Here is a 12094-nt window from a genome sequence, read left to right on the forward strand (position 1 = left end):
AATTTGAGGTGATAATATGAAATTTTCAAAAATGCATGGAAATGGAAATGATTTTATAGTAATAGAAGATTTAAATAATGAGTATTTAGGTAAAGAGGGAGAAATTGCTCAAAAAATGTGCCATAGAAGATTTGGAATTGGTGCAGATGGAATCTTAATAGTTAGAAAAAATGAAAATTGTGATGTAGAAATGGTAATAATAAATTCAGATGGTTCTTATGCTGCTATGTGCGGAAATGGAATAAGGTGTTTTGCAAAATATGTCTATGAAAAGGGCATAGTAAAAAAGAATGTATTAGATGTTTTAACTGGAGATGGAATTAAAAGAATATTTTTAGAAGTTCAAGATAATAAGGTTAAGAATATTACTGTTAATATGGGATTTGGTGATTTTAATCCAGAAAATATACCAGCTCTTTGTAGGGAAGAGATAATAGAAAAAGAAATAAATATAGGAGATGAAATTTTTAAAATAACATCTTTGCTTATGGGTGTGCCTCATACTATTATATTTGAAGAGGAAAGATATCCTATAGAAAATGGGGAGTATATAGAAAAATATAAATTATTTCCTAAGGGAACTAATGTTAATTTTTGTAAGGTTAATAATAGAAATGAAATTGAGGTTAGAACTTGGGAAAGAGGTGCAGGTCCTACTTTAGCTTGTGGAACAGGTAACTGTGCTTCAGTTGTAGCTGCTAATAAATTAGGTTTTGTAGATAAAGAAGTAAGGGTAATAGTTCCAGGGGGAGAATTAAAAGTTATTATTGAAGAAGATGGAGTAAAAATGATAGGTAATGCTTCATTTATTTGTGATGGCACATATTTATTTTAGAGAGGGAAGTAAGTAAATGAGAAAAGCTAGTGCTTTAAGTTTATTAATGTTGTTTATTTTATCAACATTTTTTTTAGGTTGTAGTTTTAATGAAGGAGCTACTGAAGAAAATGGTGATAAGAAAAAATTAAATCTTCCAAAAAATATTGTATCTACTGTTTCAGGAGATGAAGTTAGTTATTATGGATTAAAAGAGGATTCTTTAGAAAAATTAGATTTAAATATTAATGGCGTAATGGAGGCTTATAGTCATGAGTTAGATTTAGCTATTTATAGAGAAGTTTTAGATAAAGGAACTAATTTAATAATAACTAATGGGATTAAAGAAAAGAATATAGAAGTAAAGGGAAACATTGAGGAATTAATGGTTAGTCCTAAAGAAAGTAAACTATTATATAGGTACAATACAGGAGAAAATATAGGTTATAAAATATTAGATTTACAAGATTTTAAGGAATTTTCCTTTGATGAAAATTTAGCTATTTCAGGGGAAAATGTTAAGTTTTTAAATGAAGAACAATTAATTTTATACGGAGTTGATTTAGAAAAGAGAAAAAGTGGAATATATTTATATAATATAAAAGAAGGAAACTATGTATTAGAAAAGACTATAGATAAATCTTTTATAGATTATATAGAGCCATTAAGTGAAAAGGAAATTTTTTATACTAAAAGTTCTATAGAAGGAACTAAAGCTTCTTATATTTTCAACTTAGATACTAAAGAAGAAATATTAATATCAAAAGATATTTTAGAAATTGATTCTTTATGTAAAATAGAAGATAAAATATATTTTATAGGTGTAAAAGGAGAAGGAATAAAAAGTTTGTATTCTATAGATATAAAAACTAAATCTATAAATAGATTAGTATATGATTTTCCAAAAAATCTTTCAGACAATCCTTATTTAATATCTTTAGATGGAAATATATATTTTCTTGGGTTTCAAGAAAATGCTGATAATAATGGATTATATAAATATAACCCAAGGGATAAAAGTGTAAAATTAATAGATAAAGATAAAGGACAATTTATTATAATGAAATAAGGTAAGGAAATTAGAGTTCTAGATTATTAAATTTTTTTAATGATTTAGAACTTTTTTTGTTTAAAAATTTATTTAGTGGTCAAGTATTATTCATAGGGAGGTATAAATATGAATTATACACTAAAAGATATTGATATGAACCTTATGAATAAAATTTCTAAAAATACGGCTTTAGAGATGAATTTGATTTCCTTAAAAGAGGTTGATGAAAAAATATACTTTTATACAAATAAAGAGACCTCAAAAAAGAGAGAATATTTATCTTTAATATTTAGAGATAAAAAAATAATTTTTGAAATTGGAAAAAAGGAAGAAATAGAAAAGCTTATTGAAGATTGCTATGGAGAAAAGGGAGTAGAAGAAGGAAAAACTATAGATGAAGAGGTTTTAAGCTTAATAAATTTAGGTATAGAAAAAAATACTAGTGATATTCATATTGAGCCATTTCAAGAATATGCAAATATAAGATTTAGAATAGATGGAACTTTAATTTTGCTTAAAAGAATAAAGAAAGATGTATATGAAAATCTTGTAAATAAAATAAAATTAAAGGCTGATATGGATATAAGTGATAAGTTAAGAGCACAAGATGGAAAAATATTTTTTAAAAGTAAAAAATATAATTTTGATTTAAGAATTTCCTCAATTCCAAGTATCTTTGGAGAAAAAATAGTAATTAGAATTTTATATAAGAAGAACAATTTTATTAATATAAAAAATTTAAATTTAAAGAAAGAACAAAATGAAAAAATAAATAAACTTTTAAAATTAAAACATGGAATGGTTATTATTAATGGACCTACAGGAAGTGGAAAGTCAACAACTTTATATGCACTATTAAATTCTATAGATAAGGAAGGTATAAATATAAGCACAATAGAAGACCCAGTAGAATTTACAATAGAAGGAATAACTCAAACAAATGTTAATGAAAAAATAGGTTTAAGTTTTGCAAAGGGATTAAAACATATATTAAGGCAAGACCCTGATGTAATATTAATTGGAGAAATAAGGGATGAAGAAACAGCAAGGATTGCCATAAGAGCATCTATAACTGGGCATAAGGTATATTCAACAATACATGCAAATAATGGTTTTGAAGTTTTTAATAGGTTATTAGATATGGGGGTTGAAGGGTATCTTTTAAAAGATGGTATAAAGGCTATAATTACTCAAAGATTGATTAGGAAAAACTGTGATAAATGTAAGAGAAAATTTAAATTTAACAATGAAGCTTTTGATTTTTTTAATAAGTATTTTGTTACCTTAGATAATTACTTTAAAGGTGTAGGATGTGAAGAATGTAATTGGACTGGCTATAAGGGGAGAAAAGCTATTTGTGAAATAATATTTCCTAAAGAATATAAAAGCTTAGAAGAAATTAAATGGGGAGAAGAACTTTTAAAAACTTGTTTTTCCTTAGTTAAAGAAGGAGAAGTTTCTTTAGAGGAGTTTTATTTGTTAAAGGAGTGTGAAGGCATAGATGTTTAAAGGGAAGGAAGAGTCCCTTTATATATGTTTAAATCTAAGCACATATATAAAGTCAGGAATGCCAATAGGAAGAGCCTTAAATTTAATAAAAATAAATTCTAAAGATAAATCTTACAAAGAGTCTATAAGCAGAATTGAAGCAAAGGTTTTAAATGGTGAATCTTTATCGAGAGCTTTTAGTGAGGAAAAATTATATCCAAGTATTATGAAAGATATGATAAAAATAGGCGAGGAGAGTGGTAACTTAGAAGAAGTTTTAGAGAAATGTGCTAAAAATATACTTTCTGAAATTGAAATGAAAAATAAGATAAAAAAAGCACTTAGATATCCTATAACACTTTCTATTGTTTTAGTGCTTATGATTTTTTCTTATGCAACATATATTTTACCTCAGTTTATGAATATGTATGATTTAAGAGAAATAAATAATTCTAAAATATTAATTTTATTAAATAAGTATATTGATTTTGTAGAAAGAAATCCGAATGTGGAAATTATAATATTTTCTTATTTTTTATGTTTTTTAATTTCTTTATATTTAATTTTAAAGGTAATAAATTTTAAGGTTATTTTAGAAAAGATTAATATATATAAAATGTATTACGAAATTAGAATACTTTTTATAATTAATATGGTTTTAAGTAGTGGTATTTCAATTAGTAGAGCCTTAGGGATTTTTGAGAATAGTTTAAGTGATTTAAAACTTAGAGAATATATAAAAGAAATAAATAAGGAGTTGTTAAAGGGCGAAACTTTAAGTTATAGCATAGGTAATATAAGCGTCATATCGAATTTATCAAGGGGATTTTTAGTAACAGGAGAAGAAAGTGGCTTATTTAATAAAAGTATTCAGTATCTTTTAAAAATAAGAGAAAGAGATTTTGAAGATAGTTTAAATAAAGTTATAAAAAAGATAGAGCCAACTATGTTTCTTTTATTAGGTCTTGTAGTTTCTGTTATGATGCTTTTAGTTTTAGTTCCAACCTTTGAGGGAATGAAATATGTATAGAAAGAAAAAGGGTTTTACTATTTTTGAATTAATAATATATTTAAGTGTTATTTCACTTATATTTTTAATACCTAGTTCTTTTAATATTATTAAAAATAAAGGCTACGAAATAAGAGTTCAAGAAGAGATAAAGAGTGTTCATGATTTTTTGATAAAAGCTAAACAGTTTTCAAAGATTGATAATTTAAGTGGAGAAATAATTTTTGACATAGCACAAAATAGGTTAATATATAAAAATATTAAAAGAAGTAAAGGTTTAAAGCTTAAGGAGGTTAAGGTTAGTAATAATATGAAAAATCTTATTTATGTAACAGAGGAAGGTATGTTAAATACTTCTGGGACTATTATATTAACTGATAAAAATAAAAAGAAAAGAGAAATACGAATAACTACAGGATTAAAGAAAATTAATATAAGGTGATTTAAGATGAAGAAGAAAAAGGGATATTTATTAGTAGATTTATCCTTAGCTTTATTTTTAATAGGGCTTCTTTTTTTAGGAGTAAATAAGAATTTTAAAATGTATCTTAAAACTAATAATTATATAAAAGAAAATTATGAAGTATTAGATGCCATGACTTCTTTATCAATGGAAATAAAAAATAATTTAACCTTTGAGGATATTAGGTCTTTTAAAGAAGATTCTTATGTATTAAGAGACTTTGAGTTAGAGAATTTAATAAGAAAAGACATAAAGGATTTCCTTTTAGAAAATTTAATTTTAAGCAAGGAAGAAAATTCTTTAGGGTTTAATATTTATATAAAGCATTTAGATGATTACGAAAGTAATATAAAAATAAGTTATAAGAGTATTAAACCTTATATAAAAGAAGAAGTAGAGGTGAAAATATACAAATTTTTAATAAGGTAGATAATTGTTTTTATAAAAGAAAAAGAGGATATTTACTTATAGAATTAGTTATTTATTTAAGTTTTTTAGGACTTTTAACTTTGATTTTAACTAAGAATATGAGCTTTTATATTAAAGAGTATAAAAATCAGCTTTTAAATTCAAGAGAAAAAAACTATATTTTAGATGCAGAAATGTATTTAAGTTATAGATTTTTAAATGAAAATTTACAAGAGATTAGAATTTTAAATAATTCAATTATATTTAAGTTTTTAGAAAAAGAAGGTGAAACTTTAAAAAGTGTAGAAGATAGAATAATGTTTTCAGAGGATAAGTTGTATGTGGATTTTGATTATAAAAATATAAGAAGAAATGGGGCAGGTCAAGTGCTTTTAGAAAATGTTGAAAATTTTAAAGTTTTTCAGAAGGAAAATTTAATTTATATAAATCTTAAAGTTAAGGAGCAAAAGCAACGTTTTTATTGTTATGAAAAAGTGTAAAGGTTTTATATCTATAGAAGTAATTTTAATTTTCTTTGTGTGTAGCTATATGTCCTTAGCTCTACTTTATAATTCCTTTGAAAGGAGAGAAACTTTACATAGAAATTTTAAAGTAGAGTATGGAAAATTAAATAAAGAAAAAGAGGAAGAAAATTTTTTAAAGTATTTAATAAAAGAGGAGATATTAACCTTAAATAATTATAAAGATATAGATTTTAAAAAGGATAATTTGAAGATTTTTTATAATAAGGACAAAGAACTTTTAAACTTAGTAAGAAAAGATAGTATAAGTGGGCTTTTTTATAATTCTTATTATAAGGTGAAAAATTTAGAGGAAGAGATATTCTTAGAAAGGAAGAAAGGAGTTTAAAGTTTGATAAGGAAAACTCTAATAGTTAATAATACTAGTGATATTTCAACTATAGAAAAATGTAAGGATAAAAAAATTAAGGTAATAATTTTAAATGAAAATATTTTTATAGAAATAATTCCTTTAAATAAAAAGGAAAAAATAGAAGATAGGGTAGAAAATTTTATAAGAAATAGGTTTTTTAATTATGAAGCTTTAGTTCATTATGAGCTTTTAAGATATAAAGGAAAAAGATTTATAATAGTATATTTTTTATCAAGTGATGAAGTTTTTAAAAGAATAATAGAAGAAAAGGAAGAAGTTCTTATAAAGATTCCAAAACTTACTTTAAAAGGAGTTTATGCTTTGTTTTTTAATAAAGTTATTTTAGAAATTGAAAATTTAAATATAAGAGTTTATATAAAAGGAAAACTTTTAGGAGAAAAGAAAGTAGAGGACAGTAATATTTTTTATGAAATAGAAAATGTATTAAATTTTTTAGAGGAGAATCTAAAAATAAAACATGAAAATATTTTCTTTAAAGTTAAGGATGAAAATTTGAAAAAAGAACTAAAGGATTATTTTTTTAAAAATATTTTTAAAGAAGAAGGGGTGAAAGAAAATATATATAAAAAAGCATAAGAAATTTTTATCTAAAAGTTATGTTGAAAATTATAATAAGAAAGTTAAAAATAGAATAAAGATTTACATATTACTTTTAATTTTAATTAATTTATATTTTTATGGAAGTTTAAATGTTGAAAAAAATAGAGTAAAAAGTGAATTTGAAAATTTTAATAAAATAGATAGAGTCTATTTAGATAAAGAGTTTATAAAAAATATAGAGAATATAGAAGGTTTAATAGATAATTCTAAGGTTTTAAATCTAAACATGGAAAATAAGCAGTTAGAAGTAGAGGTTGAAAATACTTATAAGGACTATATAATAAATTATTTTTACAATATTAAGGGAAAAATAAAAAATATAAATTTAGAAGAAAGTAAAAATAGTTATTTGATAAAAGGAGAGTTAAATTGAAGAAAGTAAGGATAGATATTATTTTAATATTAGCTCTTTTATTTATATTATTTATTCAAAGTCTTTATTTAAATTCATTAAAAAATTATACTTTTAAAAGTGAGAAAATTATAGAGAATATAGACCTTAGAACTATTTTAAAAAATATAAAAAATAATAAAGCTATTTTATTAAATTTAGAAAATAATATTGATTTAGAAGGAGAAATATTATTTACTGGTTCTTTAGAAGAACTTAAGGAGTATGTAAAACTTTTGAATAATAATAATTTGCATATAACTTCTTATAAAATAGAAAAATCAGAAGAATTAAGGTGTTTTTTAGAGATAAAAGGTGTATAGTCTTGTAAATTTAATGAAAATAATTGCATTTATTATTAGCTTTTGATAAAATATGATTGTTGTTTTACACTTTAAATAGTAAATAAGTAACAAGGTAGCTCTAGAGGGTATTAATTTATCTTAAAGGGTTATAATATAAAATGAATTAATAGATTTTGGAGGGATACTTAATGATATCAGGAAGTGATTTAAGAAAAGGAACTACTTTTGAGCTGGATGGACAAGTATATACAGTTATAGACTTCTTACATGTTAAACCAGGAAAAGGCGCTGCTTTCGTTAGAACTAAGTTAAGAAACGTTATAATGGGTGGTGTTACAGATAGAACTTTTAACCCAACTGATAAATTACAAGAAGCTATAATAGAAAGAAAAGAGATGCAATATCTTTATTCAGATGGAGAGTTATACTACTTCATGGATCAAGAAACTTTCGAGCAAATTCCTTTAAACCATGAAAAAGTTGAAGATGCTATAAAGTTCTTAAAAGAAAATATGAACGCAGTAATTAAATTCTACAAAGGAGAGGCTTTCTCAGTAGAAGCTCCAAACTTTGTTGAGTTATTAATAACTGAATGTGAGCCAAGTGTTAAAGGTAATACAGCAACTACAGCTATGAAAACAGCAGTTGTTGAAACTGGAGCAACAGTTATGGTTCCAATGTTCGTTGAAGAAGGAAATACTATAAGAATAGATACTAGAACTGGCGAATATATGGAAAGAGTTTAATTAAACTTATTTTAAATATATTTAAGTTGAATTTATCTGTTAAAATATAAATAAAAATAAAAATATGCTAAGCTTTTAAAGCTTAGCATATTTAATATAAGGAAGTGATTTCAGTGAAGGAAATTAAAACTAATATTAGCACTTTACTTAAAACTATGGATAAAAACACAGAACTAGATGAAACATTTAAAAATTCATTAAATGACATATTATTATCTTTAGTAGATAAAATAGAAGAATTACAGGTAAATGTTGAAACCTTAGAAGAAAATGTAGACTTATTAAATGATGATTTAAGTGGTGTTCAAGATGAACTTTTTGAAGAGTTAACTCTTCAAGAACTTGAAGAATATGATGATGAATATTGTGAAGTGGTTTGTGATAAATGTCATAAGACAATATACATAGAAAAAGATATATTAAATAAAGCTGAAAGTATACCATGTCCTTATTGTGGAAATGAATTTGAAGTTTAAAAAACTGTACCTTTTAAAAGGTGCAGTTTTTTTTGTTTAAATAAAAAAATAATAAGAATAATTTCTTATGTAAAGTAATAGATTTAAATAGAAAGGAGGGGGGACTTTGAAAGAAATATTTTCTGTTTTATCAGAGAGAATAAATAGTATTTTAAAAGGTGCAGGAGATTTAAGAAAATTACAAGAGGTTAGGATTAAGGTTGGAAAGCCCCTTAATATAGTTTTAGATAATAAAGAATTAATATTTAGTTATGAAATTACAAGAGAGGATATTAAAAATATAATACAAAAAATAAGCAATTATTCTTTATACGCCTTTGAAGAAGAAATTAGACAAGGATATATAACAATACAAGGAGGACATAGAGTTGGTTTAGCAGGACAATGTGTAATTGAAAAAGATTATATTAAAACCATAAAAAATATAACTTCTTTAAATATTAGAGTTTGCAGAGAAATAATAGGTTGTTCTAATAGTTTGATGGAAAGCTTAGTATATAACAATAGAGTTTATAACACTTTAATAATATCTCCACCTAAGTGTGGAAAAACAACTTTATTAAGGGATATTACAAGAAATATTTCAAATGGATTAAACAGTATTTCCCTTACTGGAAAAAGAACAGTTGTAATAGATGAAAGAAGTGAGATTGCAGCTTGTTATAAAGGTGTTCCACAAATGAATGTAGGAATTAGAACAGATGTTTATGATAATTGCATAAAAAGTGAAGGAATGATGATGGCTGTTAGAGGTCTTTCTCCTGAAGTTATTGTTTGTGATGAAATAGGAACATATAAAGACATGGAAGGGTTAATGATGGCTTATAATTCAGGGGTTAGTATCATAGCTACCTTACATGGAAGAAATATTGAAGAATTGTATAAAAGACCTGTTTTTAAAGAGATTGTAGAGAATAAAGTTATAAATAAAGTTATAGTACTTAGCTCAAGAAGGGGAGTTTGTACTGTTGAGGGAATATATGTTGTTTAAAAATAAGAAAACTATAGGATATAGGAGGAGAAAATGAAGATATTTTTTCTTGGAATTATTATTTTTTTAAGTTCTTTAATTGGATACTTATATGGAGAGGGATTTAGACAAAGACTTATTCAACTAAAGGAATTAAAGAGAGCTTTAATTGATTTTGAAAATGATATTTCATATACTTACACACCTTTACCAGAGAGTATAGAAAATATAGCTATTAAATCTAAAAGTCCTATAAAAGAATTATTTAATGAAATTTCTTTAAAATTAAAAAATAATCAAGTAGAAAATGTATATATGGCCTTTAAAGAAAGTATAAATGAACATAAGAAAAAAATGAACCTTAAGCCTAAGGACTTTGAAATCTTATTAGACCTTTCAAAATCTTTAGGAGAAACTAATATCTCAGGTCAGGTTAAAATTTTCAACCTAGCTAAAGAAAAGCTTAATATGGAGTTAAAAATTGCAGAGGAAGAATGTAACAAAAATACTAAGGTTTATAGATATTTAGGAGTTTCTTTAGGTGCCATGATAGCTATATTTTTGTATTAAATTTTAACATTTAAATTTAGAGGGGGTAAGTTTATATGTCTGATTTATCTTTAATTTTTCAAATTGCAGGAGTTGGAATAGTTTTAGTTATATTAGATAAGGTCTTAGAGCAAAGTGGGAAAAAAGAATACGCAACTCTTGCTAATATTGTAGGAGTAATAATTATTCTTACTATGATGATCCAACTTATAAGCAGATTATTTTCATCAGTTAAATCAATGTTTTTATTTTAAAATTTAAAAATAAACTTAAGGGGAGGAGGATATTTAAGAAATTTAAAAGTATTTAAAACTTTTAGGTTACTTAGATTTTAAGTATGGATGTAATTATACAGGTAATAACTTTTTCGCTTATAACTTTATTTTTATATATGGTATTAAAAGATAACAAAAGTACATTATCACTTTTTATTTTATTATGTGCAGGTATAATGATTTTTATTTTTATAATGCCCTATGTAAATGAGATAGTAGCTTTTATGCAAAATATTGCAAGAGATTCTGGTATGGACTCTTCTTATATAGCTATAGTTATGAAAATTATTGCCATAGCATATCTTTCAACTTTTTGTAGTTATATATGTAATGATGCAGGGGTAAGTGTATTAGGGAAAAAAATAGAATTTGCTGGAAAAGTAATGATTTTATTATTAGCAATACCAATAATGGCTAATATATTAAACTCTATTTTAAGCATAATGTAGGAGCTAAATTATGAAGAAGTTAACAAACATAATATTATTATCTCTTATATTTTTATTTTGCTTTAATTTAAATGTTTTAGCAAAGGATAGTTTAGAGAGTTCAAAGGAGAAAATAGATAATGATTCAAGGATAGAAAGGTTTTACGACTATATAAATAATCTAGAAACTGAAGAAGATATCTTAGGAGATATGACTGCTAAGGATTATATAAAAAGTTATTTAGAAAGTGGAGAAGACCCTATAACATTAAAAAAAATAGGAGCATCTATAGTTAGTTATATTTTTAAGGAGATAAAAATAGTTTTAAAGTTTATTGCTTCTATATTAGTAATTGCTCTTTTAAGTGCATTACTTAAAAATTTACAGGAATCTTTTAATATTGAGGAAGGAGTAACTCAAATTGCTTTCTTTGCCTGTTATGCACTACTTATTATGCTTCTTACTAAAAGCTTTTTCATATCTCTTAATTTAGGAAAGGAAGTTTTATTCTCAATTATTGATTTTATGAATGTTATAATTCCAGTTATTATAATGCTAATTGCAACATCAGGTGGAATAACTTCAGCTCTTACTATAGATCCTATAGTTTTAGGAGCAGTTTCTATAACACCTAGAATATACACATATTTCTTATTTCCACTTATTTTAGCTTATTTTACCTTACAATTTGTTAATAATCTTTCAAGTGAATTTAAAATAGATAGAATGTGTAAGTTTATAAAGCATGTAATAATGATATCTCAAGGATTTATATTAACAATATTTGTTGGAATATTAACTTTAAGAGGAATGACTGCAGATACCCTAGATGCAGTTGCTGTTAAAACTGTTAAATTTGCTGTAGATAATTTTGTTCCTATAGTAGGTAAGGCTTTTTCAGATGCTATAACTACTGTAGCTGGCTACTCTTTAGCTATGAAAAGTGTAATAACATCTTTAGGAGTAATAGTTTTAATTGTTATTGTTATTTATCCAATATTAAAAATAGGGATTATGGCAATATGCTTTAAACTAACTTCAGCAGTTATAGAGCCTGTAGTTGATTCAAAAATATCTAGTAGCGTAGAAACTGTAGGAGAGGCTTTATTTATGATAATGTCTTGCATAATAAGCGTAAGTATAATGTTCTTTATTATGGCAGCTATGATGGCTACAGCAGGAAATTTTATTGTAGGAGGATAGAG

17 protein-coding genes are annotated in these 12094 nt (G+C 24.4%); all 17 read left to right on the forward strand.

All coding sequences use genetic code 11. The annotated features are described in order from the left end of the window. Positions 1-16: 16 nt before the first annotated feature. The 17 genes from dapF (at position 17) to spoIIIAE (ending at position 12092) form a co-directional block, all read left to right on the forward strand. The gene (dapF, locus tag AC4FQV_RS01890; RefSeq protein ID WP_491164102.1) at positions 17-835 is read left to right on the forward strand and encodes a diaminopimelate epimerase; all 819 of its coding nucleotides are present in this window, start codon (positions 17-19) and stop codon (positions 833-835) included. Positions 836-851: 16 nt separating this feature from the next. Then, a complete protein-coding gene (locus AC4FQV_RS01895; RefSeq protein ID WP_491164105.1) occupies positions 852-1883 on the forward strand; it encodes a hypothetical protein in 1032 nt (343 codons plus the stop codon). Between the two features lie 108 nt (positions 1884-1991). Then, complete coding sequence (locus AC4FQV_RS01900) at positions 1992-3374, forward strand: GspE/PulE family protein (RefSeq protein ID WP_491139159.1); 1383 nt, start codon at positions 1992-1994, stop codon at positions 3372-3374. Further along, entirely contained in the window at positions 3367-4383 is a 1017-nt protein-coding gene (locus tag AC4FQV_RS01905) for a type II secretion system F family protein (protein WP_491139158.1), read from the forward strand. The genes AC4FQV_RS01900 and AC4FQV_RS01905 overlap by 8 nt, the downstream gene beginning before the upstream one ends. Further along, on the forward strand, positions 4376-4804 hold the full coding sequence (locus tag AC4FQV_RS01910) for a pilus assembly FimT family protein (protein ID WP_491164109.1): 429 nt from the start codon (positions 4376-4378) through the stop codon (positions 4802-4804). Before AC4FQV_RS01905 ends, AC4FQV_RS01910 begins: the two co-directional genes overlap by 8 nt. Before the next feature lie 6 nt (positions 4805-4810). After that, positions 4811-5254: a type II secretion system protein gene (locus tag AC4FQV_RS01915; protein WP_491164112.1), complete on the forward strand. Its 444-nt coding sequence runs from the start codon at positions 4811-4813 to the stop codon at positions 5252-5254. A gap of 80 nt (positions 5255-5334) precedes the next feature. Then, positions 5335-5733 carry a hypothetical protein gene (locus AC4FQV_RS01920; RefSeq protein WP_491164116.1) on the forward strand — a complete coding sequence of 133 codons (399 nt, stop codon included), beginning with the start codon at positions 5335-5337 and terminating at the stop codon, positions 5731-5733. After that, the gene (locus AC4FQV_RS01925; RefSeq protein WP_491164119.1) at positions 5720-6103 is read left to right on the forward strand and encodes a type IV pilin; all 384 of its coding nucleotides are present in this window, start codon (positions 5720-5722) and stop codon (positions 6101-6103) included. Before AC4FQV_RS01920 ends, AC4FQV_RS01925 begins: the two co-directional genes overlap by 14 nt. Positions 6104-6106: 3 nt before the next feature. Next, on the forward strand, positions 6107-6724 hold the full coding sequence (locus AC4FQV_RS01930; RefSeq protein ID WP_491164121.1) for a hypothetical protein: 618 nt from the start codon (positions 6107-6109) through the stop codon (positions 6722-6724). Positions 6725-7117: 393 nt separating this feature from the next. Next, positions 7118-7462 (forward strand): hypothetical protein, encoded by a 345-nt coding sequence (locus AC4FQV_RS01935; protein WP_491164124.1) that lies wholly within the window; start codon positions 7118-7120, stop codon positions 7460-7462. Positions 7463-7632: 170 nt separating this feature from the next. Beyond that, positions 7633-8190 (forward strand): elongation factor P, encoded by a 558-nt coding sequence (gene efp / locus AC4FQV_RS01940; protein ID WP_003451649.1) that lies wholly within the window; start codon positions 7633-7635, stop codon positions 8188-8190. 113 nt (positions 8191-8303) lie between these two features. Further along, positions 8304-8666 carry a CD1247 N-terminal domain-containing protein gene (locus tag AC4FQV_RS01945; RefSeq protein ID WP_491164128.1) on the forward strand — a complete coding sequence of 121 codons (363 nt, stop codon included), beginning with the start codon at positions 8304-8306 and terminating at the stop codon, positions 8664-8666. Positions 8667-8772: 106 nt separating this feature from the next. After that, positions 8773-9657 carry a stage III sporulation protein AA gene (spoIIIAA, locus tag AC4FQV_RS01950; RefSeq protein ID WP_491164130.1) on the forward strand — a complete coding sequence of 295 codons (885 nt, stop codon included), beginning with the start codon at positions 8773-8775 and terminating at the stop codon, positions 9655-9657. A gap of 33 nt (positions 9658-9690) precedes the next feature. After that, positions 9691-10206: a stage III sporulation protein SpoIIIAB gene (spoIIIAB, locus tag AC4FQV_RS01955; protein WP_491139149.1), complete on the forward strand. Its 516-nt coding sequence runs from the start codon at positions 9691-9693 to the stop codon at positions 10204-10206. Positions 10207-10241: 35 nt separating this feature from the next. Beyond that, positions 10242-10439 (forward strand): stage III sporulation protein AC, encoded by a 198-nt coding sequence (gene spoIIIAC, locus AC4FQV_RS01960; protein WP_491139148.1) that lies wholly within the window; start codon positions 10242-10244, stop codon positions 10437-10439. An 83-nt stretch (positions 10440-10522) separates the two neighbouring features. Continuing rightward, positions 10523-10909 carry a stage III sporulation protein AD gene (gene spoIIIAD, locus AC4FQV_RS01965; protein ID WP_491139147.1) on the forward strand — a complete coding sequence of 129 codons (387 nt, stop codon included), beginning with the start codon at positions 10523-10525 and terminating at the stop codon, positions 10907-10909. Between the two features lie 10 nt (positions 10910-10919). Then, complete coding sequence (gene spoIIIAE, locus AC4FQV_RS01970) at positions 10920-12092, forward strand: stage III sporulation protein AE (RefSeq protein ID WP_491164133.1); 1173 nt, start codon at positions 10920-10922, stop codon at positions 12090-12092. The last annotated feature ends 2 nt before the right edge of the window (positions 12093-12094 follow it).

The sequence above is a fragment of the Clostridium sp. TJA038 genome (assembly GCF_058310255.1).

Bases quoted from the DNA above. Each gene is read 5' to 3' on its own strand.
- AC4FQV_RS01900 (WP_491139159.1), top strand. From the start codon at position 1,992: ATGAATTATACACTAAAAGATATTGATATGAACCTTATGAATAAAATT.
- AC4FQV_RS01905 (WP_491139158.1), top strand. From the start codon at position 3,367: ATGTTTAAAGGGAAGGAAGAGTCCCTTTATATATGTTTAAATCTAAGC.
- spoIIIAC (WP_491139148.1), top strand. From the start codon at position 10,242: ATGTCTGATTTATCTTTAATTTTTCAAATTGCAGGAGTTGGAATAGTT.
- spoIIIAB (WP_491139149.1), top strand. From the start codon at position 9,691: ATGAAGATATTTTTTCTTGGAATTATTATTTTTTTAAGTTCTTTAATT.
- efp (WP_003451649.1), top strand. From the start codon at position 7,633: ATGATATCAGGAAGTGATTTAAGAAAAGGAACTACTTTTGAGCTGGAT.
- AC4FQV_RS01915 (WP_491164112.1), top strand. From the start codon at position 4,811: ATGAAGAAGAAAAAGGGATATTTATTAGTAGATTTATCCTTAGCTTTA.
- spoIIIAE (WP_491164133.1), top strand. From the start codon at position 10,920: ATGAAGAAGTTAACAAACATAATATTATTATCTCTTATATTTTTATTT.
- spoIIIAD (WP_491139147.1), top strand. From the start codon at position 10,523: ATGGATGTAATTATACAGGTAATAACTTTTTCGCTTATAACTTTATTT.
- dapF (WP_491164102.1), top strand. From the start codon at position 17: ATGAAATTTTCAAAAATGCATGGAAATGGAAATGATTTTATAGTAATA.
- AC4FQV_RS01925 (WP_491164119.1), top strand. From the start codon at position 5,720: ATGAAAAAGTGTAAAGGTTTTATATCTATAGAAGTAATTTTAATTTTC.
- AC4FQV_RS01895 (WP_491164105.1), top strand. From the start codon at position 852: ATGAGAAAAGCTAGTGCTTTAAGTTTATTAATGTTGTTTATTTTATCA.
- AC4FQV_RS01910 (WP_491164109.1), top strand. From the start codon at position 4,376: ATGTATAGAAAGAAAAAGGGTTTTACTATTTTTGAATTAATAATATAT.